We start from the raw sequence: 26,064 nt of genomic DNA, 5'->3' as shown, positions 1-26,064 counted from the left end.
TCCAATTAGTTTTTATCTATAAATGATAAAAAATAGAAAAACGATAGTTTGGGCCTTGTTCGATTGCTGGCACCAATAGGCATCGCCAATGACACAGGCGCAGACCGCGTACCCCTGTGATACGCTGCGCCCGATCCCGCGTTGTTCCCTGCCCACCCGCCATGTCCACCCTGAAGCGAGCCCTAGCGATCCTTGACCTCTTCAGCCTCGAAACCCCGGTGCTGTCGGCGGAAGAGATCATTTCGCGCCTGTCGTATTCGGCGCCCACGGGCTACCGCTACATCCGCGACCTGACGGACCTGGGCTATCTGCTGCGCGTGACCGGCGAGGGCTACAAGCTGGGGCCGCGCATCATCGAACTGGACCACCTCATCATCGACGGCGATCCGGTGCTGGGAGTGGCGCGCCCGATCATGCGCGAGGTGGTGGACCAGGTAGGCGGCGACGTGCTGCTCAGCGTGATCCATGGCCTGCGCATCCTCAACATCCATCACGAGCGCGGGCCGGACGAACTGGGCATTCCGCACGGCCGCGGCCGCGCCCATCCGCTGTTTCGCGGCGCCACGGCCAAGACCATCGTGGCATTCCTGCCGCGCAAGGACCAGCGCCGCTTGTACGAAGCGCATGCGGACGAGATCCGCCAACTCGGCCTGGGGGAAACGCAGGCCGAGTTCACCGGCAAGCTGGACCAGATCCGGGTGCAGGGTTTTTATCTGGGAGTCGGCGAGATCTCGCCGGAGCGGGCGGGCATCGCGGTGCCGGTGTTCCAGGAAGACCGCCGCGTATTCGGCGCGCTGACCGTCACCTTCCTGGCGGCCCGGCTCAACACCATTGCGCAGGACAAGACCACGGCCTTGCTGCAGTCGGCTGCCCGCCGCATCGAGTCGCTGGCGCTGGCCACGCGCATGAAGGAACAAGCCCCCGCGCCGTGAGCGCGAGGGCTTGCGTGCCGGTCTGCCGCGGTCAGGACGGCATGCCGCCCGATTCAGGCTACTGCTGCGCGGCGCGCGTGGGCGACCCCATGGCCTGGAACAGCGCGGCCGTTTCGGTCAGGCGCGCATTGGCGTACTCGATCTCGCGCAGGCGGGCCGCCACGTAATGCTGCTCGGCGGCATATTCGGTGTAAGGCGCCAGCGCGCCCAGGCGCACGCGGCTGGCGGTGTTGCGGTAGGACTGCTCCGCGGCGCGGCGCGAGGCTTCGGCCGAAGCCAGCGCCTGCCCGTCGGCGTCCAGTCGCGACAGCGTGTCGGCCACGTCGCGGAAGGCCGTCAGCACGGTCTGCTTGTATTGCAACAGTGCGGCCTCGTAGCGTTCCTTGGCCGCGCTGCGCTCGGCCAGCAGCGCGCCGCCATGGAAGATGGGCTGTGTGAGCGAGGCGCCGATCGCCCAGATGGCGCCCGCGCCCGACATTGCCGCCGGCCAGTTGAAGCCGCTCTTGCCCATGGATGCGGACAGGGACAAGCTGGGGAACAGCTGCGCGGTGGCCACGCCCACGTCGGCCGCGGCCGCCTGCACCACCGCATCGGCGAACAGGATGTCCGGGCGCGCCGCCAGCAGTTCGGACGGCACCACCACCGGCACCTGTTGCGGCACGGCCAGCATGCCGAAAGCCAGGTCGGGCGGAGCCTGGTCGGGGTTGCGGCCCAGCAGCACCGCCAACGCATGGCGCGTGGCATGCCAGCTTGCGCGCAAGCCGGGCAGGGACGCTTCCAGCGTGGCGGCGTCCTGGTCCGCGTCCAGCGCGTCGTTCTGCGAGGCCGAACCCAGTTCATAGCGCCGCTGCGTATCGCGCGCCACCTGCCGCGCCAGCACCACCTGTTTTTCGGTCAGCGCCACGCGTTCCGCCAACGCCGCCGCGGTGATGGCGCCGGTGACGATATTGCTGGCGAGCGAACGTCGGGCCGACTCCAGCTGGAAAGCCTGCTGTTCGACCTGAGCCGCCAGCGAGGCGTTGGCGAAGCGCGCCGCGCCGAACAGGTCCAGGTCGTACTTGGCGTGGACCTGGCCGGTGAAGACGTTGTATTGGGCGGTCGGCTCAGGCAGGTTCGGCATGGTCAGCGCGCGCCGCCGGGAGACGTCGGCGCCCGCGTCGACCGAGGGCAGCAAAGACGAATTCACCTGGCCGCGCAATTGCTCGCGCGCGCCGGCCAGGTTGCGTTCGGCGGCGGCCAAGTCCGGGCTGTTGGCCAAACCTTCGGCCACCAGCGCATTCAGCGCTTCGGAGCCGTAGCGCTTCCACCATTCCGGCACGGGCCGCGCGCCTTGTTCGAAGCGCTGCGCCACGCCCTGGGCGGTAGCGCCCGCGGCGGGCGTGGCCTCGACGCCGTACTGCGCCGGTTGCGCAACGGCGGGCGGCTTGTTGCTGGGGGCGAAGGCGCAGGCGCCCAGCGCCAGCGTCAAGGGCAGGGCTGCCAGGCGTAAGGAAAGTCTGCTCATTGTCATGCTCCCCGTTCCACCGTGTCGCCGGCGTGGGCGCCGGGTGGCACGCCTTCGGGCTCGTCGCGTTCGTCGTGGCGCACGCGGAACCACGCCGCGTACAAGGCCGGCAGGAAGAACAGCGTCAGCACGGTGGCGATGGTGATGCCGCCCATCAGGGCCGTGGCCATGGGGCCGAAGAAATTGCTGCGCAATAGCGGAATCAAGGCCAGCACGGCGGCCGCGGCCGTCAGCGTGATGGGCCGGAAGCGCCGCACGGTGGCGCCGACGATGGCGTCCACGCGTTTGTGGCCGGCGCCGATGTCCTGCTCGATCTGGTCCACCAGGATCACCGAGTTGCGCATGATGATGCCGAACATCGCAATCACGCCCAGCATGGCCACGAAGCCGAACGGCTTGCCGAACAGCAGCAGCGCCGCGACCACGCCTATCAGTCCCAGCGGCGCGGTCAGCACCACCATCAGCACGCGGGCGAAGCTCTGCAGTTGCAGCATCAGCAGGGTCAGCACGGCCACGGCCATCAGCGGCATCTGCGCGTTGATGGAGGACTGGCCCTTGGCGCTTTCCTCTACCGGGCCGCCTACCTCGATGCGGTAGCCGACGGGCAATTCGGCGCGCAGGGCCTTGAGCTTGGCGTCGATGGCGTGGGTGACGTCTATGCCTTGCGCGCCGGCGTTGACGTCCGCCTGCACCGTGATGGTGGGCTGGCGGTCGCGTTCCCAGATGACCCCGTATTCCAGGCCGTAACGCACGTGGCCCAGGCTGCCCAGCGGCACCGCGCCGTTGGGCGTGGGCATGGCCAGGGTGGCCAGGCGCGCGGGATCGATCCGTTCTTCCTGCGGCGCGCGCAGGCTGACGGTGATGAGTTTGTCGCGTTCGCGGTACTGCGTGACCGCGTAGCCCGACAGGGTCAAGGCCAGGAAGTCCGAAATGTCGTTGGAACTGACGCCCAGTTCGCGCGCCTTCTGCTGGTCGATCTCGAAGCGCACCGAACGTTCGGACGGCTCGTCCCAGTCGAACTGCACATTGGTCGAGCGCGGATCGGCGCGGACCTCGGCGGCCACTTTCTCGGCCACCGCGCGCACCTCGGCAATCTTGTCGCCGCTGACGCGGAACTGCACCTGGAAGCCCACCGGCGGGCCGTTTTCCAGGCGCGACAATCGGCTGCGGATGGCCGGGAACTGCTCGCGCAGCACGGGCTGCAGCCACTGGGCCAGTTTTTCGCGGTCCTCGACGGAATGCGTGGTGATGACCAGTTGGGCGAAGTTCGGGGTGGCGAGCTGCTGGTCCAGCGGCAGGTAAAAGCGCGGCGCGCCGGTGCCGACGAAGCTGACCGAGTGGTCGATTTCGGGACGGCCTTCCAGCGCCTTTTCCAAACGTTCGACCTGGCGCAGCGTGGACGCGAACGACGCGCCTTCCTGCAGGCGCACGTCCACCAGCAGTTCGCTGCGGTCGGAGCTGGGGAAGAATTGCTGCGGCACGAAGCGGAAGCAGGCCATGGCCACGACGAACACCAGCACCGTGCCGCCCAACACCAGGTAGCGGCGGTCCACGCACCAGCCCACCCAGCCGCGCAGACGCTGGTAGAAGCGGGTGTCGTAGATGTCGTGCTCATGGTCGTCGGGCAGATGGGCTTCGCGTTTGCGTTCCGGCAGCATGCGGTAGCCCAGCAGCGGAATCAGCACCACGGCGGCGAACCAGGAGGTGATCAGCGCGATGGCGGACACCTGGAAGATGGAACGCGTGTATTCGCCCGTGCTGGACTTGGCCAGCGCGATCGGCAGAAAGCCCGCCACCGTGACCAGCGTGCCAGTCAGCATGGGAAAGGCGGTACTGGTATAGGCAAACGCCGCCGCGCGCGCCCGGCTCCAGCCCTGTTCCAGCTTCACGGCCATCATCTCGACCGCGATGATGGCGTCGTCCACCAGCAGGCCCAGCGCCAGCACCAGGGTGCCTAGCGAGACCTTGTGCAGGCCGATGCCGAACATGTCCATGAACAGCGCGGTGACCGCCAGCACCACCGGGATAGAGATGACCACCACCATGCCGGTGCGGAAACCGAGAGACACCAGGCTGACGGCCAGCACGATGGCGACGGCCTCGGCCACCGAGCGCAGGAAGTCGTCGACCGAGTGCGACACTGCCTTGGGCATGCTGGAGACTTCCTGCAGCGTCAGGCCGGCTGGCAACTGGGCCTTGAGCTCATCGAACTTGGCGCCCAAGGCGCGGCCCAGGTGCACCACGTCGCGCCCGGGCTGCATGGTGATGCCTATGCCCAGCACAGGGCCACCGCCCAGCCGCATCTGTTCGATCACCGGATCTTCGTAGCCACGGCGGATGGTGGCGATGTCGCCCAGCCGGATCGATTTGCCGTTGACCCGGATCAGCGTGTCCGCCAGGGCCCGGCTGTTGGCGTACTGGCCACTGGGCCGCACGAAGATGCGGTCGTCGGCGGTGGTCAGCGTGCCGGCGCCGGCCACGGCGTTCTGGCTGTTGATGGCCTGGGCGATCTGCTGCGGCGACACGCCCAGCCGCGTCAGCTGGGTGTTGGAGATTTCCACATAGATGTGCTCGGGCTGGTCGCCAAAGTAGTCCACCTTGGCCACGCCTGGCACGCGCAGCAGCACGGTGCGCAGCCTGTCGGCGTAGTCGTGCAGCTGGGCCGGCGAAAAGCCGTCGCCCTGCAGCGTGTAGATGTTGGTGTAGACGTCGCCGAACTCGTCGTTGAAGAAGGGACCCTGCACGCCGGGGGGCAGCGTGGCCGAGATGTCGCCGACCTTCTTGCGTACCTGGTACCACTGTTCGGCCACGGTGCTGGCGGGCGCGGAGTCCTTCATGGTGTAGAAGATCAGCGATTCGCCGGGCCGCGAATAGCTGCGCATGAAGTCGGTGTTGGGGGCTTCCTGCAGCTTCTTGGCGATGCGGTCGGTGACTTGTTCCTGCACCTGCTGCGCGGTGGCGCCGGGCCAGAGGGTCTTGATGACCATGACGCGAAAGGTGAAGGGCGGATCTTCCGATTGCGCCAGCTTCGAGTACGACAGCACGCCGAACAGCGTGATCAGCGTGATGATGAAGATGACCAGGGGCTGGTGCCGCAACGCCCAGGCGGACAGGTTGAAGCGGCCTTCTTCGTGGCGCTGCGCCGGGGTCGGAGCGTCGTGTTGCGGGCCGCTCATGAGGCGAAATCCTCGGGATGCAGCGGCGGCACGGCGCGGACTTTTTCGCCGGCGGCCACGGTGTGCACGCCTTGCCACACCACGCGTTCGCCCGCCTGCAAGCCCTTGGACAGGGTGACGGTGCGGGCGTCGTAGCGCAGCACTTCGACGGGGCGCAGTTCCAGGGTGTCCGCGTCCGGCTTGACGATCCATACCGCGGGCGCGGGGCCGTCATGGAACAGCGCGGTGGCCGGCACGGTGTAGGTCGTCAGGCTTTCGGCGGCGCGGTTGTCGAAGCTGATGTTGGCCGTCATGCCCAGGCGCACATCAGCGCCCGGCGCCTCCAGCGTGAGCTTGGCGCGGTACGTGCGGCTTTGCGGATCCGCGGCCGGCGCGATCTCGCGCAGCACGGCGGCAAACGTCTGGCCGGGCAGGGGGCCGAGCGTGACGTTGGCGCGCTGGCCGATGGCCAGGCCCGCCAGCACGCTTTCCGGCACGTCGCAGATGGCGTCGATATCGCCCGACCAGGCCAGGTTGTAGACCGGATCGCCCGCGGCCACGTTCTGCCCGGTGTCCGCCTGCTCCGCGGTGATGACGCCGGCATGGTCGGCCTGCAGCGTGGTGTATTTGAGCTGGTCGGCCGCCAGCGCGGCCTGCTGCTGCGCCTGGTCGCGTTGCGCCAGCGCGGCGGCGTAGGCGTTGCGGGTTTGCTCCAGCTGAGTCGCGGCGATCAGGTTTTCGCGCGCCTGGGCGCGGTCGCGGTCCAGCTGCTGGCGGGCGTAGTCCAGCTGGTGCTGGGCCGCCGTCAACTGCGCGCGAGCGCTGGCCGCGTTCTTGGCGGCGTCGGCCGGATCCAGTTTGGCGACGATCTGTCCGGGGGTGACGGCATCGCCCAGCCGGACCTGGCGCTCGATGATCTTGCCGCCCACGCGGAACGACAGCGGCGTGCTGTAGCGCGCCTGCACTTCGCCCGGCAGGGTCCAGGCCGGCAGGCGCTCATCCGCCTGGGCGGGCATGGCGACCACGGGACGCGGCGCGGCCGGCGGCGCTTCGTTGCGGCCGCAGGCGGCGAGCAGCAAGGCAATGGCCGCGGCGGCCGGCAGCGACAGCAGGCGCGGCCATTGGCGGGAGCGGGGGGGAGGCGGCGCCGCGTCGGCGGCAAGGTTGTGCGCGGCAGGGCGCGCGCAAGGGCCAGGGCAATTCACGTAACACCTCGCGGCGCTGAAAGTGGCGGAAACGGGCCGGATCCGGCCCCGTACGGCCTGGATTCTAATACAGGTATGAATTCGGATTCAATGGTGAATCTGAAATGCCGGCCAGTGCTAAACTCGCGCCATGTCAAAAGTCCGCCTTACGCGAGAGCAAAGCCGTGATCAGACGCGTCAGCGTCTGCTCGACGCTGCGCAATCGATCTTTGTAGCGAAAGGGTTTGTGGCGACCAGCGTGGAGGACATCGCCGAGCAGGCGGGCTACACGCGCGGGGCCTTCTATTCCAACTTCAGCAGCAAGTCCGAACTGTTCCTGCAGTTGCTCAGACGCGACCACGAAACCGTGATGAACGACATGCGCGCCATCTTCGAGGAAGGGGCCTCGCGCCCGCAGATGGAAGCGCGCGTGCTCGAGCACTATTCCACGCACTTCCATCAGAACGACTGTTTCCTGCTGTGGATGGAAGGCAAGCTGCAAGCGGTGCGCGATCCCGATTTCCGTGTGGGCTTCCTGGCGTGCATGCGGGAATTGCGCGCCGCCGTCACGGACTACGTGCGGCAGTTCTCGGCCCGGGTCGGCACGCCGTTGCGCATGCCGGCCGAACAGATGGCGCTGGGCCTGCTGGCCTTGTCGGACGGCATGCAGTTCAACTATGCCTTCGATCCGCAGGCCGTCACGCCGGAAATGACCGAGGCGGTGCTGGCCGGTTTCTTCCGCAGCGTGGTCTTCGGCGAACCCAAGCCCGAATAACGCGGCCCGCGCCTGGCCTCAGGCCAGCAGTTCCGAGATTTCGATGAGATTCAGATCCGGGTCGCGCAGGTAGACCGAGCGGATCTTGCCGGTGGCGCCGGTGCGCGGCACTGGCCCTTCGATGATGCGGGCGCCTGCGCGGTTCAGCTGGGCGATCACTTCCTCCAGGGGACGGTCGGCGATGAAGCACAGGTCCAGCGCGCCCGGCACGGGCAGGTGGGCCTTGGGTTCGAACTCGCGCCCGCGCACGTGCAGATTGATCTTCTGGTTGCCGAAGCGCAGCGCCTGGCGGCCCTCGCCAAAGGTCTCCAGGCGCATGCCCAGGATCCGGGTGTAGAAGTCCACCGTGGCGTCGGGGTCGGTGCAGGTCAGGACCAGATGGTCCAGGTGATCGATCATGGGATATCTCTCCTGAGGCCGGCCCGGCTTGAGGTTTCAGATTGTCAGACGGCCTGTGGCCGTGATAGTAATACCTGCGGCGCGGCCGGACTGAGGGGGGCCGCCGCCGGAATTTCCAACCCTTGGGCGAAAGGAGAGGCAGCATGACTTCAGAAACCCGACCATCCACCATCAATCGCCCAGTGTTTATCCCAGCGGCCGTGTTCACGCTGCTGCTGGTCGGATTCGCGATCCTGGCGCCCAAGGCGGCGCAAAGCCTGTTCGAGTCCGTGCAGGGCTGGATACTGGGCAATGCCAGCTGGTTCTACATCCTGGTCGTGGCCATCATCCTGCTTGCGGTGGTGTTCCTGGCGGTCAGCCGCTACGGCGACATCAAGCTGGGACCCGACCACAGCGAGCCCGACTACCGCAATTTCACCTGGTTCGCGATGCTGTTCTCCGCGGGCATGGGGATCGGCCTGATGTTCTTCGGCGTGGCCGAGCCCGTGATGCACTTCATGGCGCCGCCGGTAGGCGAGGGCGGCAGCGTCGCCGCGGCCCGCGAAGCCATGAAGATCACATTCTTCCACTGGGGCCTGCACGCCTGGGCCATCTATGCGGTGGTGGCGCTGATCCTGGCCTTTTTCAGCTATCGCCATGGCTTGCCGCTGACCCTGCGTTCGGCGCTTTATCCCCTGATCGGCAATCGCATCCATGGCCCCATCGGGCATGCCGTGGACATCTTCGCCATCATCGGCACGGTGCTGGGCGTGGCCACATCGCTGGGCCTGGGCGTGGCGCAGATCAATAGCGGGCTCAACCACCTGTTCGGCGTTCCGGTGGGCGTGACGGCGCAGATCATCCTGATTGTGGTGACCTGCGGCCTGGCGACCCTGTCGGTGGCCAGCGGCCTGGATAAGGGCATCCGCATCCTGTCCGAGACCAACCTGGTGCTGGCGGCGGTGCTGCTGCTGTTTGTGCTGGTGGTCGGTCCCACGGTGTTCCTGTTCCAGACCTTTGTGCAGAACACCGGCGCCTATCTGTCGGACATCGTCAACAAGACCTTCAATCTCTACGCCTACGAACCCACCGACTGGATCGGCGGCTGGACGCTGTTCTACTGGGGCTGGTGGATCGCCTGGTCGCCCTTCGTGGGCCTGTTCATCGCGCGCATCTCGCGCGGCCGCACCATCCGCGAATTCGTCACCGGCGTGCTGCTGGTGCCGGCCGGTTTTACCCTGTTCTGGATGACCGTGTTCGGCGATACCGCCATCCACATGATCCTGGTCGACAAGGTGCAGGGCTTCGCGGAGGTGGTACAGGCCGATTCCTCACTGGCGCTGTTCGCGTTCCTGGAGCAATTGCCCTGGAGCGGGGTGCTGTCCATCGTTGCGATCGCGATGGTGGCCGTGTTCTTCGTCACCTCGGCCGACTCGGGCGCGCTGGTGGTGGACTTGCTGGCGTCCGGCGGCTCGGACCGCACGCCCGTGTGGCAGCGCATCTTCTGGTCGCTGCTGATGGGCGCGGTAGCGATCGCGCTGCTGCTGGCCGATGGGCTGACCGCGCTGCAGACCGCCACCATCGCCAGCGCCTTGCCGTTCTCGGTGATCCTGCTGCTATCCCTGTGGGGCTTGTTCAAGGCGCTGAAGCTGGACGCCACCAAGCGTGGCATCCGCTACCAGTCGCTGACGCTGTCGCGCCCCACGCGCGGCGGGCAGTCATGGGAGCGGCGCTTGCGCAACATGGTCATGATGCCGCGCCGCGCCCATGTGCAGCGCTTCATCGGCGACGTGGTGCGGCCCGCGCTGGAAGACGTGGCTGACGAGCTGCGCAAGCAGGGTTATGAAGTGGCTGTGCGCGAGCACGGCAACGACGAGGGCGTGATCATGGAAGTCTCGCATGGCGAGCACCTGGACTTTTCCTATGCGGTGCAGCCTGAAGCCTTCGTGCGTCCCAGCCTGACGCCGGAAGAGGCCGCCGACGAGGAGGAGCGCAAGTACTTCCGCGCTGAAGTGCATCTGCGCGAAGGCGGGCAGGACTACGACATCATGGGCTGGAGCCGCGACGCCGTCATCGGCGACATCCTGGACCAGTACGAGCGCCACCGCCACTACCTGCACATGGTGCGGACCTAGCGTCCCTGCCCCCGCGCTCCCCTAAACCGCCAGCCTGCTGGCGGTTTTTTCATGCCCACACGCCGCGCAGGGGCTTGTACGCCATAGTCCGGCGCTATGCCAGTAATTGGATTAACCCTTTTGACGAAATGCCCGATATCGTGGATTATCCAAGAACATTCTTTGATAAATAGCGAGTCGATCATGAAGGCGAATTCAGGAGCGTGGGCCGTTGGGGCCGTGGCGCTGGCGGTGGCGCTGGCGGGCGGCGGGCTGTACTGGAAGTACGGCGGCGCACAGCAACAGGGCGGCTGGGCCATGGCGCCGGCCAAAGTCGCGGTGGCCACCGCCCGGCAGGCGGATTTCCCCGTGACCCTGAGCGGCATCGGTTCGCTGGAGGCGTCGCGCCAGGTGCAGGTGGCGGCTGAAGTGGACGGCCGGGTCGATCGGATCCTGTTCGCGTCGGGCGCGCAGGTCCAGGCCGGCCAGTTGCTGGTGCAGTTGAACGATGCCCCCGAGCAGGGCGAGCTGGCCAGGCTGCAGGCCCAGGCGCGCAACGCGCGCGCCTTGCTGGAGCGCACCCGCCGCCTGCTGCCGCAGCAGGCCGCCACGCGTGAACAGCTGGACCAGGCACAGGCCGACTACGACCAGGCCGCCGGCGATATCAAGCGGGTACAGGCGTTGATTGAACAGAAGCGCGTCAAGGCGCCGTTTGACGGCGTGCTGGGCGTGCGCCGGGTGAACCTGGGGCAGTTCGCCCGCGCCGGCGATGCGCTGGTGTCGTTGACCGACGCCTCCGCCGTGTACGCCAACATCACCCTGCCCGAGCAGGCCATGGGCGCGCTGCGCGCGGGCCAGCCGGTGACCGTAACGGTGGATGCCCATGCCGGACGCGTCTTCGAAGGCAAGATCACCACGGTGGAGCCGCAGGTCGACGCGGGTTCGCGCACCGTGCGTGTGCAGGCGACCTTGCCCAACGCCGACGGCGCCCTGGCGGCCGGCATGTACGCCCAGGGCCAGATCGGCCTGCCTGCGCGCCCGGGCGTGATCACCGTGCCGGAAACCGCGGTCAGCTACAGCGCCTACGGCGATTCGGTCTATGTGGTGACGCCGCCCAAGGAGGGCGGACAAGCCGGCACGACGGTGCGGCAAGCCTATGTGAAGACGGCGGAACGCGTGCGCGGCCGCGTCGTCGTGACCGAAGGACTGCAGGCGGGCGAGCAGGTCGTGACTTCGGGCCAGTTGCGCCTGCATAACGGCGCGGCGGTCGAGGTCGGCGCCGAGGACACCGTGGCGCTGGATGCCGCGCAGCAGACCCTGGCGCAGGTCCGGTGAGAGCGCGGAGCAGAACATGAAATTCACCGATCTCTTCGTGCGCCGGCCTGTGCTGGCGCTGGTGGTCAGCACCCTGATCTTGCTGCTGGGCATCAAGGCCCTGAGCGGCCTGCCGGTGCGGCAGTATCCGCTGACCGAAAGCACCACCATCACCATCACCACCCAGTATCCGGGCGCTTCGCCCGACCTGATGCAGGGCTTCGTCACCCAACCCATCGCGCAATCCGTGGCCACGGTGGAAGGCATCGACTACCTGTCGTCCTCGTCGACCCAGGGCCGCAGCGTGATCACGGTGCGGATGAAGCTGAACGCCGATTCCAACAAGGCCATGACCGAGGTGATGGCCAAGGTCAACGAGGTCAAGTACCGCTTGCCGCAGGACGTCTACGACCCGGTGCTGGTCAAGTCCGCCGGCGAGGCGACGGCCGTGGCTTATGTGGGCTTCTCCAGCAGCACTTTGTCCCTGGCCGCCTTGACTGACTATCTGTCGCGGGTGGTGCAGCCGCAGCTGTCGTCCATCGACGGCGTGGCCAGCGTGGAACTCTACGGCGGGCAGAAGCTCGCCATGCGGGTATGGCTGGACCCCAACCGGATGGCGGCGCGCGGCATTTCCGCGGGCGAGCTGGCCGACGCGCTGCGCGACAACAACGTGCAGGCGGCGCCGGGACAGGCCAAGGGCCTGTACGTGGTGTCCAACATCCAGGTCAACACGGACTTGGTCAACGTCGCGGAATTCCGCGACATGGTGGTCAAGCGCGAGGGCGACGCGATCGTGCGCCTGGGCGACGTGGCCACGGTGGAACTGGGCGCCGCGTCCACCGATTCCAGCGGCCTGATGGATGGCGAGCCGGCGGTGTACTTCGGGCTGAACGCCACGCCGGTGGGCAATCCGCTGGTGATCGTCAAGCGCCTGAACGAGCTGCTGCCTAACATCAAGCAGAACCTGCCGCCGGGCACCAGCGTGCAGGTGCCGTTCGAACTGGCCCGCTTCATCAGTGCGTCCATCGACGGCGTGGTGCAAACGCTGATCGAGGCCATCGCCATCGTGGTGGTGGTGATCTTCCTGTGCCTGGGCTCCCTGCGCGCCGTGCTGATCCCGGTGCTGACCATTCCCCTGTCCATGCTGGGCGGGGCGGCCATCATGGCGCTGTTCGGCTTCAGCGTGAACCTGCTGACCTTGCTGGCCATGGTGCTGGCCATCGGCCTGGTGGTGGACGACGCCATCGTCGTGGTCGAAAACGTGCATCGCCACATCGAAGAGGGCAAATCGCCGGTGCGCGCGGCCCTCATCGGCGCGCGCGAAGTGGCGGGGCCGGTGATCGCGATGACCATCACGCTGGCGGCGGTCTACGCGCCCATCGGCCTGATGGGCGGGCTTACCGGTTCGCTCTTCAAGGAATTCGCCTTCACCCTGGCGGGCTCCGTGGTGGTGTCGGGCGTCATTGCGCTGACCTTGTCGCCCGTGATGAGCTCGTTCCTGCTGAATAGCCGCGTGTCCGAAGGCTGGATGGCGCGTCGCGCCGAGCATTTCTTTGAAGGCCTGGGGAACGCCTATGGCCGCGTGCTTGACGTATCGCTGCATCATCGCTGGGTGACCGGCCTGATCGCCGTGTCGGTACTCGCCAGCCTGCCGTTCCTGTACAACGCCGCGCAAAGCGAGCTGGCGCCGGTCGAGGACCAATCCACCGTGCTGACCGCGATCAAGTCGCCGCAGCACGCCAATATCGACTATGTGGAGAAGTTTGGCCGCAAATGGGACGACGTGATGAAGACCCTGCCTGAACAGCAGGGGCGCTGGCTGATCAACGGTTCCGACGGCGTGTCCAACAGCATTGGCGGCGTGGACTTCGTGTCCTGGGAAAAGCGCCACCGTTCGGCCGACCAGATCCAGGCCGACATGCAGGCCATGGCGAACCAGGTCGAAGGCAGCAACATCTTCGCCTTCCAGCTGCCGTCCCTGCCCGGTTCCACCGGCGGGCTGCCGGTGCAGATGACGCTCATGAGCGCCTCGGACTATCCGGTGGTCTACGAGGCCATGGAAGGCCTGAAGAAGGCCGCGCGCGAAAGCGGCCTGTTCATGGTGGTCGACAGCGACCTGGACTACAACAATCCGGTGGTGCAGCTGAAGGTGGACCGCGCCAAGGCCAACAGCCTGGGCGTCACCATGAAGGCCATCGGCGATACGCTGGCCGTGCTGGTGGGCGAGAACTACGTGAACCGCTTCGGCATGGACGGTCGCTCCTATGACGTGATTCCGCAGAGCCTGCGCGAACAGCGCATCTCGCCCGAATCGCTGGCGCGCTACTACGTCAAGAGCGCCAGCGGCGCGCAGGTGCCGCTGTCCAACCTCGTGACCGTGTCCATGGGCGTGGAGCCCAACAAGCTGACCCAGTTCAACCAGCTCAATGCCGCGACCTTCCAGGCCATACCGATGCCGGGCGTCACCATGGGCGACGCGGTGCAATTCCTGACCGAGCAGGCCAAGTTCCTGCCCGCCGGCTTCAGCTACGACTGGCAGTCGGATGCGCGTCAGTACAGCCAGGAAGGTTCGGCGCTGATGATCACCTTCATCTTCGCCATCATCGTGATCTACCTGGTGCTGGCGGCGCAATACGAGAGCCTGCGCGATCCCTTCATCATCCTGGTGAGCGTGCCCATGTCGATCTGCGGCGCGCTGATCCCGCTGGCGCTGGGCATGGCCACCGTCAACATCTATACCCAGATCGGGCTGGTGACGCTGATCGGCCTGATCAGCAAGCACGGCATCCTGATGGTGGAGTTCGCCAACGAAATGCAGCTCAGCCACGGGCTGGACCGGCGCGCCGCCATGGAGCAGGCCGCCCGCATCCGGTTGCGCCCCATCCTGATGACGACCGCCGCCATGGTCATGGGTCTGATCCCGCTGCTGTTCGCCACCGGCGCTGGCGCGCACAGCCGCTACAGCCTGGGCCTGGTCATTGTGGTGGGCCTGCTGGTCGGCACGCTGTTCACGCTGTTCGTGTTGCCCACCGTCTACACCGTATTCGCCCGCGATCACCGCGCGGCGCACGATACGCCGCGCGCCCGCGAGCTGGCGCTGGCCCAGGCCGAGGACGCCGCAGCGCCCGGTGTCTCGGCCTAGCCCAAGGAAACCATCATGAAGCATCCACAACTTTCCCTACGCTTGCGCCGCGGCGCGACCGTACTGCTGGCCGCGTTGGCCACCGCCGGCTGCGCCGTCGGTCCCGATTACCAGAAACCCCAGGTCGCGCCAGTGACGCTGGCCAGCCCCGAACAGGCCCTGTTCTCCACCGACCAGCTGCAGCGCGACTGGTGGAAGCAATTGCAGGATCCCCAGCTGGACCGGCTGATCGATCTGGCGCTGTCCCGCAACCTGGACATCCGCATCGCGCAGTCGCGCCTGGCCGAATCGCGCGCGGTGCTGGACGAGAAGGAACTGGACCAGCTGCCGGCCGTCACCCTGGGCGGCGGCTATGAGCGCAGCCTGTCGCAGGCCAATGCCGGCGCCAGCGGCCAGCGCAACCTGGCGCAGAGCTACCGGGCGGGCTTCGACGCCACCTGGGAGCTGGACCTGTTCGGGCGTCTGCGCCGGGCGGCCGAGGGCGCGGCCGCCCGCAGCGAGGCGCAGGCCGCGGATCTGGCCCAGACCCGCATCGTGGTGGCGGCCGAAGTGGCGCGCAATTACTTCGAACTGCGCGGCGCCGAACAGCGCCTGGCCGTGGCGCGCGCCAACCTGGAGAGCCAGCGCGACAGCCTGCGCGTGATCCAGGCCATGGTATCGGCGGGCCGCGGCGACGAAGGCGACCTGGCCAGCGCGCGCGCCGAACTGGAGACTGTGCAGGCCAGCGTCCCGGTGCAGATCGCCGCCAGGCGGCTGGCGCAGTACCGGATTGCGGTGCTGGCGGGCCTGCGCCCGGTGGAGCTGGGCGAATTGGACGCGGGCAAGGCGCTGGCCCCCCTGGACACTCGCCTGCCGATCGGCGACGTGAGCGCCTTGCTGTCGCGCCGCCCCGACGTGCTGGCGGCTGAACGCGGCATGGCTGCCGCCAACGCCGACGTGGGCGTGGCGACCGCGGAACTGTATCCGCGCATCGACCTGGGCGGATTCCTGGGTTTCGTCGCCTTGCGCGGCGCGGATTTCGGCTCATCGGCCAGCCGCGCTTTCAGCGTGGCGGCCAATGCCAACTGGCCCGCCTTCCACCTGCCCACGGCGCTGGCGCGCAAGCGCGGCGCGGTGGCGCGCGCGGACGGCGCGGTCGCGAGCTATGAGCTGACCGTGCTGCGTGCGGTCGAGGAACTGGAATCGGCGCTGACGGAATACGGCCAGACGCAGCAGCGCCTGGGCAGCCTGGCGCAGGCGGCCGCGCACAGCGGCAGGGCGGCGGAACTGGCGCAGCTGCGCTACCGGGAAGGCAGCACCCCGTATTTGACGGTGTTGGACGCCCAGCGTACGCTTTTGCGCGCCCAGGACGCCGTAGCCGTGGCCGAAACCGAGTCCTACACCCGTCTGATCGCGCTGTACAAGGCGCTGGGAGGCGGATGGGAAGCGCCAGCGGCGGACTCGCAGGTGGCTTCCGGCTGACCGCCAGGCGCGGTTCGTGGCACCATAGGCATACATCCGGAGAATCCACATCCATGTCTGACAGTCCGTCCCATCCCGTCGCCTGGGAGCATCAGCCCGCGGATCGCGTGCTCATGGCCTTGAAGACGCGCGGCCCGCAGTCCGTCGCCGTCATTGCCAAGGCCATGGACGTGACCGCCGAGGCCGTGCGCCAGCAGATGACCCGCTTGCATGCGGAAGGATTGGTGGATTCCGAAAGCCATAGCGCGGGCCGGGGCCGGCCCACGCAGATCTGGTTTCTGACCGCTGCCGGACATGGCCGATTTCCCGACACGCATGCCGAAATGACGGTGCAGATGATAGGCGCCATCCGCCAGGCGTTCGGCGAAGAGGGCGTCGAAAAGCTGATCGAAGTGCGCGAGGCCGCCATGCTCAACGGCTATCGCCAAGCCATGCAGGGCGCCCGCAGCCTGAAGGAACGGCTGGAGCGGCTGGTGGAAGTCCGCTCCGCCGAAGGCTACATGGCCGAGTTGCGCAAGGATGGCCCGGACTACCTCTTCATCGAGAACCATTGCCCGATCTGTTCCGCGGCAAAGGCCTGTATGGGCTTTTGCCGCAGCGAACTGGAACTCTTCAACAAGGTGCTGGGAGCAGAGGTCCGGGTGCGGCGCGAAGAGCACATCCTCACGGGCGCGCGCCGCTGCGCCTACCGCATCGACAAGGCCGGCTGACCGGTCATGAGCCGGGCTGCTCCCAGCCGCCCAGCGCCTTGTACAACTCCACCGCGTTGACCAGCCGGCGCTGTTGCAGCCGGATGAACTCCTGTTCGGATTCGAACAAGCTGCGCTGCGCCTCCAGCATCTCCAGGTAGCTGGCCACGCCGCGTTCGTAGCGTCTTTCGGTCAGGCGCTGGCGGTCGCGGTCGGCGTCGCGCACCTTGCGCTGGGCGTCGATCTGCGCGCGCAGCGTGTCGCGGGCGGACAGCGCGTCGGCCACTTCGCGGAAGGCCTGCTGGATGCTGCCTTCGTATTGGGCTACCGCGATGTCCTTGCGGGCCTCGGCCAGCGACAGGTTGGCGCTGTTGCGACCAGCATTGAAGATGGGCAGCGTCAGCTTGGGCGCGAAGGTCCAGGTGCCCGTGCCCGAACCGAACAGGTCCGAGAAACTGCCGGCCGTGGTGCCGATGTCGGTCGTCAGCTGCACCGACGGGAAGAACGCCGCGCGCGCCGCGCCGATATCGGCATTGGCCGCTCGCAGCGTGTCCTCGGCCTGGCGCAGGTCCGGACGACGGATCAGCAGGGCCGAAGGCAGGCCCGCGGCCAGCGGCGTCAGGCTCTGGCTTTCCAGCGTGACGGCATCGGTGTCGGGCGGCAGCGAAAAGTCGCCCGCCAGTAAGCCCAGAGTGTGGACGGACTGGCGGTATTCCCGGCTCAGTTCGGCGTGCGTGGCGCGCGAGGATTCCACCAGCATCTGCGCCGTGCGCAGTCCCACGGCCGTTTCCAGCCCTGCGTCGTAGCGGCGTTGGGTGAGTTTGAGCGAGGCCTCGCGCAACGCCAGCGTGCTCTCGGTCAGACGCAGCTGCTCCGCCAGCGAACGCTGGTTGAAGTAGGCCGCAGCGGTCTCCGACACCAGCGACAGCGTGGCGGCGCGGTGCGCTTCCTCGCTGGCCAGGTAGCGCGACAGCGCGGCGTCGCTCAGGCTTTTCACGCGGCCGAAGAAATCCAGTTCGAACGCGGCGATGCCGACGGCGGCGCGGTAGCGGTCGGCCACCGGCATGCGCGGCTGGCCGGGTTCCGCGCCGCGTCCGCGGCTGAATTCGCCCGTGCCATCGATGGACGGCAGGCGGTCGGCCTGCTGCACGCCGTACAGCGCTCGGGCTTCCTGGATGCGCAGCGCCGCCACCCGCAGGTTGCGGTTGTTTTCCAGCGCGGCGGCGATCCAGGCTTGCAGCGCCGGGTCGTTGAAGTAGTCGCGCCAATCCTGCGGCACGGCGGCCTGTCCGTCCGCGGCCGGCGTGTCATAGGCGTGCGGCACGGGCGCGACCGGGCGTTCATAGGTAGGGGCCAGCGAGCAGCCGGCCAAAGCCAGCGCAAGCAGGGTCATGGCCATAGCCTTCATGGCGAGGTCTCCAGCGTTTCGCGGCCTTGCGGACGCGCGGGGCGCACGCGCATGCCCAGCACGCGGCCCACGATAAGAAAGAAAAGCGGCACCAGGAAGATGGCCAGCACCGTCGCGGTGATGATGCCGCCCAGCACGCCCGTGCCGATCGCGGCCTGGGCGCCCGAGGCCGCGCCAGTGGCCAGCGCCAGGGGCAGCACCCCCACGCCGAAGGCCAGCGAGGTCATCACGATGGGCCGCAGCCGCAGCCTGGCGGCCTCCAGCGTGGCGGACACGATGCCCTGGCCGTCGCGCACCAGGTCCTTGGCCACTTCCACGATCAGGATCGCGTTCTTGGCCGACAGTCCGATGGTGGCGATGAGGCCGACCTTGAAGTAGATGTCGTTGGGCATGCCGCGCAGCGTCACGCCCAGCACCGCGCCGATCACGCCCAGCGGCACCACCAGGATCACCGCCAGCGGGATGGACCAGCTTTCGTACAGCGCGGCCAGCGCCAGGAACACGACCAGCACCGACAGCGCGAACAGCACGGGGGCCTGGTTGCCGGACAGCCGTTCCTCATAGGACTGTCCCGACCAGTCGAAGCCGATGCCGCGCGGCAGCTCCGCCGCCAGCGCTTCCATGGCGCGCATGGCCTCGCCGCTGCTGTGCCCGGGGGCCGCCGCGCCGTTGATGGTGAACGAGGGGAAGCCGTTGTAGCGGTTGAGCTGCGGCGGACCCATGGACCATTTCAGGGTGGTGAAGGCGGACAGCGGCACCATCTGGCCCTGCAGGTTGCGCACGTGCAGGCGCGATACGTCCGCCATGTCGACGCGGCTCTTGCCGTCGGCCTGCACGGTCACGCGCCGCACCTGGCCATTGAGCATGAAGTCGCCGATGTAGTCCGAGCCGTACATCACCGCCAGCGCGGTGTTGATCTCGTCCACCGACACGCCCATGGCCTGGGCCTTGTCGCGGTCGACGCGCAGCTCCAGCTGCGGCGCTTCTTCCTGGCCCGCGAACACCACTTCCGCAAGCGCGGGGTGGCTAGCCGCCGCCGCCAGCAACTGCTGGCGCGCCTGGGCCAGGGCTTCGTAGCCCAGTCCGCCGCGGTCTTGCAGGCGGAAGTCGAAGCCCGAGGTCGAGCCCAGGTCCGGCAGCGGCGGGGAATTCAGCGCGTGCACCATGACGTTCTTGCGGTCGGCGAAGGCGGCGTTGATGCGTTCCACCACCGCGTTCACGTGCAGGTCGGCGGCGCCGCGCTGCTTCCAGTCCTTCAGCGTGACGAAGAACATGGCCGAGTTCGGTCCGCTGCCGTAGTTGCTGAAGCCGTTGACCGAATACACGTATTCGACGGGCTCATGCTCCAGCATGTAGCGTTCGACGTCCTTCACCATCGCCATGGTCTCGGCTTGCGGCGAGCCCTGGGGCAGGATGACCATGGCCATGAAGCTGCCCTGGTCTTCGTCCGGCAGGAAGGAAGAGGGCAGCCGCGCGAACAGCAATGCCACTGCGGCGATCACGGCTAGATAGGCCAGGCCGAAGCGCACCGGACGGGCCAGCACGCCGGACACCCGCGTGGTGTAGCGCGCGGTCAGGCGCGTGAAGGCCCGGTTGAACCAGCCGAAGAAGCCGCGCTTCTCGTGGTGGCCCGCGGCGATGGGCTTGAGCAGGCTGGCGCACAGCGCGGGCGTCAACGACAGCGCCAGGAAGGCCGAGAAGGCGATCGACACGGCCAGCGTCACGGCGAACTGGCGATAGATGTTGCCCACCGCGCCGTCGAAGAACGCCATGGGCACGAACACCGACACCAGCACCACCGTGATGCCGACGATGGCGCCGCTGATCTGGCCCATGGCCTTGACCGTGGCCTCGCGCGGCGGCAGGCCTTCCTCGGCCATGATGCGTTCGACGTTCTCCACCACCACGATGGCGTCGTCCACCAGGATGCCGATGGCCAGCACCATGCCGAACATCGTCAGCACGTTGATGGAATAGCCCAGCCACAGCATCACGCCCAGCGTGCCCAGCAGCGCCACCGGTACCACCAGCGTGGGGATCAGCGTGGCGCGGAAGTTCTGCATGAACAGGTACATCACGCAGAACACCAGGGCCACGGCTTCCAGCAGGGTCATCAGCACCTTCTTGATCGAGATTTCGACGAAGGTGGAGGTCTCGTACGGAATGTCCCAGGTCACGCCCGGCGGGAAATACTGGGCCAGCTCCTGCATGGTGGCGCGGATGCGTTTGGTGGTCTCGACTGCATTCGATCCCGGCGCCAGCTTGATGCCCAGGCCCGTGCCGGTCATGCCGTTCACGCGCGACAGGTACATGTAGTCGGTGCCGCCCAGTTCGACCCGGGCCACGTCCTTCAGGCGCAGAGTGGCGCCGTCCGACTGCGCGCGCAGCGGAATGTTGCCGAACTGCTCGGGCGTGTGCAGGGATTCGCCGGCGACGATGCTGGCGTTCAGCGGGGCGTCCTTGGGCACGGCCTGGTTGCCCAGTTCGCCGATGGTGACCCGCGCGTTATGGCTGCGCAGGGCCGAGACGATGTCGCCCGGGGTCAGGGCCATGGCCGTCAGCTTGGCCGGATCCGGCCAGATGCGCATGGCGGCTTCGGCGCCGAAGGACTGCACCTTGCCCACGCCTTCCACGCGGCGCAGGGCCTGCAGCACGTTGGAGGCGGCCAGCTCGCCCAGTTGCATGTCGTCCAGGCCGCCGTCCGACTTCAGCGACACCACCAACTGGATGTTGTCGGCCGCCTTTTCGACGCGCACGCCGTCGCGACGCACCGATTCGGGCAGGCGCGGCTCCACCGCCTTCAGGCGGTTCTGCACTTCCACGGCCGCCAGGTCGGGATTGGTGCCCTGCTTGAAGGTCAGGTTGATGCTGGCCCAGCCCGTCGAGTCGCTGCTGGACGAGGTATACATCAGCCCGGGGGCGCCGTTCATCTCGCGTTCGATGATGGCGGTGACGGCCTCTTCGACCACCTTGGCCGAGGCGCCGGGATAGCTGGCGCCGACGTTGACCACCGGCGGAGCGATGTCGGGATACTGCGCCACCGGCAGCGCGCGGATCGACAGAATGCCGACCAGCACGATCAGCAGCGAGATCACCCAGGCGAAGACCGGGCGATCGATAAAAAAACGCGCCATTGCGGTTTATCCTTTTTGGCCCGCGGCGGGCGTCCTTGCCTGGACGCCGGCCTCCGGGTTGCCGGCGGTGGGGGCCTGCGCGCTCGGCGCGGCCCGCTCCACCGGTTTGATTTTCTGGCCCGCCGCCAATTGGGCGGCGTTCTCGACGACGATGCGCTCGCCGCCCGCAAGTCCCTGCGTGACGATCCAGTACGGGCCTTGCAGCCGCTGCGCGGTGACGGCGATCTTCTTCAGCTCTCCGTCCGGGCCCGCGGCCAGCACGTGCGCGCCTTCGGCGTTGCGCAGCAGGGCGTTGCGCGGTACCAGGTAGGTGTCGCGGTTGATCGCCTGCTCCAGCCGCACGCGCACATACATGCCCGGCAGCAGGTCGCGGCCCGGATTCTCGAACAGCGCCCGCATGGTGACGTTGTCGGTGCCCGGATCCACCGCCAGGTCGGCGAACGACAGCGTGCCGCCGCGCCCGTACTCGGAACCGTCGGGCAGCAGCAGCCGCACCTGCACCTGGTCCGGCGCCACGCCTTCCAGGGCTCCGGCGCGGATCTGCTTCTGCAACTGCATCACCTCGGCGGCGGGCTGGGCGAAGTTCACATAGATCGGGTCGATCTGCTGTACCACGGTCAGCGGCGTGGCTTGGCCTTCGCCCACCAGCGCGCCTTCGGTGACCAGGGCGCGCCGCGCCCGGCCGTCGATGGGCGAGGTGACCCGCGCGTAATCCAGCTTCAGCTTGGCGCTTTGCAGGTTGGCGCGGGCCAGGGCGACCTCGGCCCGGGCCTGGCGTTCCTGCGCCACGCTTTCGGCGTGGTCGCGTTCGCTGATGGCGCGGTCCGACACCAGGTCGGCGTAACGGCGCAGCTTGTCGGCGGCGGCGGACAGGTTCGCCTGCGCGCGCGCCAGGTTTGCGGCTTCGGAATCGTAGGCGGCCTGCAAGGGCGCGGGATCGATCTGGAACAGCGAGGCGCCGCGCGCCACGTCCTGGCCTTCCTCGTACAGGCGCGCGGTAACGATGCCGGCCACGCGCGCGCGCACCTCGGCCTCGCGGTAGGGCTCCAGCCGGCCCGGCAATTCGGTGGCGACGCTGGTGGGCGTGGCCGCCGCGACGATGACGCCGACTTCGGCGGGCTCCTCGGCGGCTGTTTGGGCTTCCGGCTTCGAGCAACCGGTAATAAGAATTACTACGGAAAAAAAGGCGAGCGTGCGTAGAGAGACTCTTTGCTTCATTTTTAAAGTTGTCTGATGGGGCCGCAGAGGGCTGGGGTGGGGAAAGGCGCCGACTTTCCCGCGTGGGGAAGCGAGTCTATCATTTAATCCGTCACGCTTGATTAATTATTTTGTTCGGAAGTATGCTCCCCGCTACACACTTATTCACAGTGTGTGGAGAGGGCGGCTTCCGGTGTGGAAGCCGCCGTTTTTTTGCCATCGTTTTTTTAAGTAGGAGGTCCCCGCATGGCCCGCAAGACGAAAGAAGAGTCCCAACGCACCCGCGACCGCATCCTGGACGCCGCGGAGCACGTGTTCCTGTCCAAAGGGGTGGCCGCCACCACCATGAGCGATATTGCGGACTATGCGGGCGTGTCCCGGGGCGCCGTCTACGGCCATTACAAGAACAAGATCGACGTCTGCATCGCCATGTGCGACCGCGCGCTGGGCGAGGCCGCGCCGCTGACCCAGGTGTCGACCGAGGGCGAGGCGCTGGAATCGCTCTACTCCTCCATGCGGCAGTACATCCAGATCTACGCGCAGGAAGGTTCGGTGCAGCGGGTGCTGGAGATCCTGTACCTGAAATGCGAACGCAGCGACGAGAACGCACCCTTGCTGCGCCGCCGCGACCTGTGGGAGCGCCATGCCTTGCGCACCTCGGAGAAACTGCTGCGCGCCGCCGTCAAGCGCGAAGACCTGCCGCGCGCGCTGGACGTGCGCCTGTCCAACCTCTATCTGCACGCCCTGGTCGACGGGGTGTTTGACAGCATCTGCTGGTCCGATCGCCTCAAGGGCGATATCTGGCCGCGCGTCGAGCGCATGCTCCGCGCCGCTATCGATACCCTCCGGTTTTCCGCGCACCTGCTGACGCCGAAAGCCGCCTGATTCAGCCGGGACCACATGCCGGGCGCCTCAGGACCGCGCGCCCCTGAGCCGCGCGCGGCTGAGCCGGGCGCGCCTACAATCCCGGCATGACCCTCAAGCAACTCGAAGCCTTCTACTGGGCCGCCACCTGCGCAAGTTTCGCCGTGGCGGCCGAGCGCCTGCACCTGTCGGTGTCGTCGCTGTCCAAGCGCATCACCGAGCTCGAGGAAGGCCTGGGCCTATCCCTCTTCGACCGCAGTGGCCACAAGGCGGTGCTGACCGACGCCGGCCAGCGCCTGCTGCCGCAGGCGCGCGACCTGCTGGCCTCGGCCGAACAGATCCGGGCGTCGCTGGCGCAAAGCGCGGGCCTCAGCGGCCGTTGCCGCTTCGGCGTGGGCGAGTTGACCGCGCTGACCTGGCTGCCGCGGCTGATCCGGGGCGTGCGCACCGCCTATCCGGACCTGGTGCTGGAGCCCTATGTGGACATCGGCCAGGTGCTGGAGCAGCGCGTGGCCGACGGTGAATTGGACTTCGCCGTGATCGCCGGCCGTTCCTCGCGGCCCAATATCGCTTCCAGTTCCATAGGCCAGGCGGACTTCTCCTGGGCCGCCGCGCCTGCCGTGTTGGAGGGCGCCACGCGCATGACGCCCGCGCTGCTGGAACGCCTGCCGCTGGTCACACTGCCGGCAGGGGCCGGCACCACGCGCATCATCGACGACTGGCTGGCGGGCCGCGAGGCCGGCGGAGAACGCCTCTGCTGCAACAACTGGGGGGCGGTGGTCGGCCTGCTCATAGAAGGCACCGGCGTGGGCCTCTTGCCCAGCCATTGGGCCAGCGCGCTACAGGCCGAAGGCAGTCTGCGCGTGCTGGAAGGGGATAGGCCCCTGGCGGCCTTGCCCTACGCGTTCCAGCATCGCCGCGACGATACCCGGCCGCTGGTCGCCAAGCTGCGCGCCGAGGTCCAGGCCGCCGTGGATTTCGCGGCGCCTTGCCGCATTCCCTGAAAGCGCGTCCGCAAGGCGGCCGCCCGGCAGGCATTTAGGCTTACGACAGCCGCCGCTCTATACAATCGCCGCGCGCCTGGCGCAGAATCCAACAAGAACGTGCGCAGCGGGGGATGGACCCGGCGATGCAGCACGGCTCGGGTCTGTTCCCTCATGCCAGGCGGCGCGTCCGCGCGGGGAACCAGGCCGACCTGAACCGACGGAGATCTTTCATGCGTAAACTTTGCCTCGCCATGGCCATGGCGGGAATGCTGGCCAGCGGATTGGCGCAAGCCCAATCCACCCTGCGTATCGGCCTGCAGGACGACCCCGATGTGCTGGACCCGGTGCGCGCGCGTACCTTCGTGGGCCGCATCGTCTTCGCTTCCCTGTGCGACAAGCTGGTCGAGATCACCCCGGACCTGAAGATCGTGCCGCAGCTGGCGCAATCCTGGACCATCAGCCCGGACCACAAGGTGCTGACCTTCAAGCTGCGCACGGATGCCGTGTTCCATGACGGTACGCCGGTGGACGCCGCGGCCGTCAAGGCCAATCTGGACCGCGCCCGCACCTTGCCCGACAGCAACCGCAAGAGCGAACTGGCCACGGTCGCCAGCGTCGAGGCCCCGGACGCCAGCACCGTGGTGCTGAACCTGTCCGAACCCGACGCCTCGCTGCTGTCGCAGCTGTCGGATCGCGCCGGAATGATGATGTCGCCTGCCAGCTTCGACAAGGACCCCGGCGGCAAGCCGGTATGCTCTGGGCCTTACCAGTTCAAGGAGCGCGTGCAGAACGACCGCATCGTGCTCGAGAAATTTCCCAAGTACTGGGATGCGGCCAACTATCACTTCGACCGCCTGGTCTACACCCCGATCCCCGACAACACCGTGCGCCTGAACAACCTGCGCGCGGGCGACCTGGACATCATCGAGCGCGTGGCGCCCAGCGATGCCAAGGCCGTGAAGGACGACAAGAACCTGACCCTGGCGCCGGTGACCGGCCTGGGCTTCCAGGCCATTTCGGTGAACCTGGCCAATGGCGCGCGCGCCAACAACCCGCTGGCCAAGGACAAGCGCGTGCGCCAGGCCTTGGATCTTGCGATCGACCGCGACGTGCTCAACCAGGTGATCGGCGAAGGCATGTTCCAGCCCGCCTATCAGCCGTTCCCGCCGGCCAGCTTCGCCTACAACACCGCCTTCGAGCACAAGGGCCGCGATCCCAAGAAAGCGCAGGCCCTGCTGAAGGAGGCGGGCTATGACCGCGTCAAATTCGAGATCACCTTCGGCAACAACACCACCATGCAGCAGGTGTTCGAGCTGGTGCAGGCCATGGGCGCCGAAGCGGGCTTCGACATCACCCTGCGTCCGGTGGAGTTCGCCTCCCTGCAATCCTCGCTTGCGCGCGGCGACTTCGAAGTAGGGCAGAGCGGCTGGTCGGGCCGGGTCGATCCCAGCGGCAACATCCATCAGTACCTGAGCTGCAAGGGCAACCTGAACGACGGCAAGTTCTGCGACGCCGGCGTCGACAAGCTGCTCAACGACGCTCGCGCCGAATCCGACACCGCCAAGCGCCGCGCCATGTATGACCAGGTGCTGGCGACCATGCAGGACCAGCGTCCCATCGTCTACCTGTTCTACCTGCCGTGGACCTTTGGCGTGCAGAAGAAGTTGGAAGGCTTCGTGCCTTACCCCGACGGCCTGATCCGTCTGAAGGGCGTCACTTTGGCCAAGAAGTAAGCTCCCCCCTACCCGCTGGCGCGGGTCCCCCAGGGGGCGGCGCTGGCGGACCGGCGGAGCCGGATCCGCGGCGCCCCGGCTGGCGGCGTCCGCG

The 26,064-nt window shown here is 67.5% G+C and carries 17 protein-coding genes; 10 read left to right on the top strand and 7 right to left on the bottom strand.

Annotated elements, in window-relative coordinates; all coding sequences use genetic code 11:
* Window positions 1-161: 161 nt before the first annotated feature.
* Window positions 162-932 carry an IclR family transcriptional regulator gene (locus AC3WOB_RS09975; protein ID WP_041652650.1) on the top strand — a complete coding sequence of 257 codons (771 nt, stop codon included), beginning with the start codon at window positions 162-164 and terminating at the stop codon, window positions 930-932.
* 58 nt (window positions 933-990) lie between these two features.
* On the opposite strand, the gene AC3WOB_RS09970 is transcribed toward AC3WOB_RS09975, so the two are convergent.
* From AC3WOB_RS09970 to AC3WOB_RS09960, 3 genes are read right to left on the bottom strand one after another with little or no spacing between them, the layout of a single operon-like run.
* Window positions 991-2,436, bottom strand: a complete 1,446-nt coding sequence (locus tag AC3WOB_RS09970) for an efflux transporter outer membrane subunit (protein ID WP_492274853.1) — start codon at window positions 2,434-2,436, stop codon at window positions 991-993.
* Between the two features lie 2 nt (window positions 2,437-2,438).
* A complete protein-coding gene (locus AC3WOB_RS09965; protein WP_492274852.1) occupies window positions 2,439-5,612 on the bottom strand; it encodes an efflux RND transporter permease subunit in 3,174 nt (1,057 codons plus the stop codon).
* Window positions 5,609-6,796, bottom strand: coding sequence for an efflux RND transporter periplasmic adaptor subunit (locus AC3WOB_RS09960; protein WP_492274851.1), 1,188 nt, complete (start codon window positions 6,794-6,796; stop codon window positions 5,609-5,611). Before AC3WOB_RS09960 ends, AC3WOB_RS09965 begins: the two co-directional genes overlap by 4 nt.
* A gap of 130 nt (window positions 6,797-6,926) precedes the next feature.
* Here AC3WOB_RS09960 and AC3WOB_RS09955 point away from each other — a divergent pair, with 130 nt between their 5' ends.
* On the top strand, window positions 6,927-7,550 hold the full coding sequence (locus tag AC3WOB_RS09955) for a TetR/AcrR family transcriptional regulator (RefSeq protein ID WP_013392121.1): 624 nt from the start codon (window positions 6,927-6,929) through the stop codon (window positions 7,548-7,550).
* Between the two features lie 18 nt (window positions 7,551-7,568).
* Here the strand turns inward: AC3WOB_RS09955 and AC3WOB_RS09950 are convergent, their stop codons facing one another.
* Entirely contained in the window at window positions 7,569-7,949 is a 381-nt protein-coding gene (locus AC3WOB_RS09950) for a VOC family protein (protein WP_013392122.1), read from the bottom strand.
* 143 nt (window positions 7,950-8,092) lie between these two features.
* Here AC3WOB_RS09950 and AC3WOB_RS09945 point away from each other — a divergent pair, with 143 nt between their 5' ends.
* The 5 genes from AC3WOB_RS09945 to AC3WOB_RS09925 all read left to right on the top strand — a co-directional run bounded on the left by AC3WOB_RS09945 (window position 8,093) and on the right by AC3WOB_RS09925 (window position 16,669).
* Complete coding sequence (locus AC3WOB_RS09945; RefSeq protein WP_013392123.1) at window positions 8,093-10,063, top strand: BCCT family transporter; 1,971 nt, start codon at window positions 8,093-8,095, stop codon at window positions 10,061-10,063.
* A 183-nt stretch (window positions 10,064-10,246) separates the two neighbouring features.
* Window positions 10,247-11,377, top strand: coding sequence for an efflux RND transporter periplasmic adaptor subunit (locus AC3WOB_RS09940; RefSeq protein ID WP_492274850.1), 1,131 nt, complete (start codon window positions 10,247-10,249; stop codon window positions 11,375-11,377).
* A 16-nt stretch (window positions 11,378-11,393) separates the two neighbouring features.
* Entirely contained in the window at window positions 11,394-14,498 is a 3,105-nt protein-coding gene (locus tag AC3WOB_RS09935; protein WP_492274849.1) for a MexW/MexI family multidrug efflux RND transporter permease subunit, read from the top strand.
* A gap of 15 nt (window positions 14,499-14,513) precedes the next feature.
* On the top strand, window positions 14,514-15,959 hold the full coding sequence (locus AC3WOB_RS09930) for an efflux transporter outer membrane subunit (RefSeq protein WP_013392126.1): 1,446 nt from the start codon (window positions 14,514-14,516) through the stop codon (window positions 15,957-15,959).
* Between the two features lie 53 nt (window positions 15,960-16,012).
* Window positions 16,013-16,669 (top strand): helix-turn-helix transcriptional regulator, encoded by a 657-nt coding sequence (locus tag AC3WOB_RS09925; protein ID WP_492274848.1) that lies wholly within the window; start codon window positions 16,013-16,015, stop codon window positions 16,667-16,669.
* 4 nt (window positions 16,670-16,673) lie between these two features.
* On the opposite strand, the gene oprZ is transcribed toward AC3WOB_RS09925, so the two are convergent.
* Genes oprZ through AC3WOB_RS09910 form a run of 3 tightly spaced genes read right to left on the bottom strand, consistent with a single transcriptional unit; the run spans window position 16,674 to window position 22,408 of the window.
* Window positions 16,674-18,056: a multidrug efflux RND transporter outer membrane subunit OprZ gene (gene oprZ / locus AC3WOB_RS09920; RefSeq protein ID WP_492274847.1), complete on the bottom strand. Its 1,383-nt coding sequence runs from the start codon at window positions 18,054-18,056 to the stop codon at window positions 16,674-16,676.
* A complete protein-coding gene (locus tag AC3WOB_RS09915; RefSeq protein WP_492274846.1) occupies window positions 18,053-21,190 on the bottom strand; it encodes a multidrug efflux RND transporter permease subunit in 3,138 nt (1,045 codons plus the stop codon). The genes oprZ and AC3WOB_RS09915 overlap by 4 nt, the downstream gene beginning before the upstream one ends.
* A 6-nt stretch (window positions 21,191-21,196) precedes the next feature.
* The gene (locus tag AC3WOB_RS09910; protein ID WP_492274845.1) at window positions 21,197-22,408 is read right to left on the bottom strand and encodes a MexX/AxyX family multidrug efflux RND transporter periplasmic adaptor subunit; all 1,212 of its coding nucleotides are present in this window, start codon (window positions 22,406-22,408) and stop codon (window positions 21,197-21,199) included.
* A gap of 225 nt (window positions 22,409-22,633) precedes the next feature.
* Here AC3WOB_RS09910 and axyZ point away from each other — a divergent pair, with 225 nt between their 5' ends.
* From axyZ to AC3WOB_RS09895, 3 genes are all read left to right on the top strand, one after another.
* Window positions 22,634-23,272, top strand: coding sequence for a multidrug efflux transcriptional repressor AxyZ (gene axyZ, locus AC3WOB_RS09905; RefSeq protein ID WP_013392131.1), 639 nt, complete (start codon window positions 22,634-22,636; stop codon window positions 23,270-23,272).
* Window positions 23,273-23,358: 86 nt separating this feature from the next.
* The gene (locus tag AC3WOB_RS09900; RefSeq protein ID WP_492274844.1) at window positions 23,359-24,255 is read left to right on the top strand and encodes a LysR family transcriptional regulator; all 897 of its coding nucleotides are present in this window, start codon (window positions 23,359-23,361) and stop codon (window positions 24,253-24,255) included.
* 212 nt (window positions 24,256-24,467) lie between these two features.
* Window positions 24,468-25,970, top strand: a complete 1,503-nt coding sequence (locus AC3WOB_RS09895) for an ABC transporter substrate-binding protein (RefSeq protein WP_013392133.1) — start codon at window positions 24,468-24,470, stop codon at window positions 25,968-25,970.
* The last annotated feature ends 94 nt before the right edge of the window (window positions 25,971-26,064 follow it).

The sequence above is a fragment of the Achromobacter sp. FW305-C-30-7 genome (assembly GCF_058783105.1).
This window is presented reverse-complemented; position numbering and strand designations above follow the sequence as displayed.

Coding starts and splice junctions, on each gene's coding strand:
- AC3WOB_RS09975 (WP_041652650.1), top strand. CDS start 162: ATGTCCACCCTGAAGCGAGCCCTAGCGATCCTTGACCTCTTCAGCCTC.
- AC3WOB_RS09970 (WP_492274853.1), bottom strand. CDS start 2,436: ATGAGCAGACTTTCCTTACGCCTGGCAGCCCTGCCCTTGACGCTGGCG.
- AC3WOB_RS09965 (WP_492274852.1), bottom strand. CDS start 5,612: ATGAGCGGCCCGCAACACGACGCTCCGACCCCGGCGCAGCGCCACGAA.
- AC3WOB_RS09955 (WP_013392121.1), top strand. CDS start 6,927: ATGTCAAAAGTCCGCCTTACGCGAGAGCAAAGCCGTGATCAGACGCGT.
- AC3WOB_RS09950 (WP_013392122.1), bottom strand. CDS start 7,949: ATGATCGATCACCTGGACCATCTGGTCCTGACCTGCACCGACCCCGAC.
- AC3WOB_RS09945 (WP_013392123.1), top strand. CDS start 8,093: ATGACTTCAGAAACCCGACCATCCACCATCAATCGCCCAGTGTTTATC.
- AC3WOB_RS09940 (WP_492274850.1), top strand. CDS start 10,247: ATGAAGGCGAATTCAGGAGCGTGGGCCGTTGGGGCCGTGGCGCTGGCG.
- AC3WOB_RS09935 (WP_492274849.1), top strand. CDS start 11,394: ATGAAATTCACCGATCTCTTCGTGCGCCGGCCTGTGCTGGCGCTGGTG.
- AC3WOB_RS09930 (WP_013392126.1), top strand. CDS start 14,514: ATGAAGCATCCACAACTTTCCCTACGCTTGCGCCGCGGCGCGACCGTA.
- AC3WOB_RS09925 (WP_492274848.1), top strand. CDS start 16,013: ATGTCTGACAGTCCGTCCCATCCCGTCGCCTGGGAGCATCAGCCCGCG.
- oprZ (WP_492274847.1), bottom strand. CDS start 18,056: ATGAAGGCTATGGCCATGACCCTGCTTGCGCTGGCTTTGGCCGGCTGC.
- AC3WOB_RS09915 (WP_492274846.1), bottom strand. CDS start 21,190: ATGGCGCGTTTTTTTATCGATCGCCCGGTCTTCGCCTGGGTGATCTCG.
- AC3WOB_RS09910 (WP_492274845.1), bottom strand. CDS start 22,408: ATGAAGCAAAGAGTCTCTCTACGCACGCTCGCCTTTTTTTCCGTAGTA.
- axyZ (WP_013392131.1), top strand. CDS start 22,634: ATGGCCCGCAAGACGAAAGAAGAGTCCCAACGCACCCGCGACCGCATC.
- AC3WOB_RS09900 (WP_492274844.1), top strand. CDS start 23,359: ATGACCCTCAAGCAACTCGAAGCCTTCTACTGGGCCGCCACCTGCGCA.
- AC3WOB_RS09895 (WP_013392133.1), top strand. CDS start 24,468: ATGCGTAAACTTTGCCTCGCCATGGCCATGGCGGGAATGCTGGCCAGC.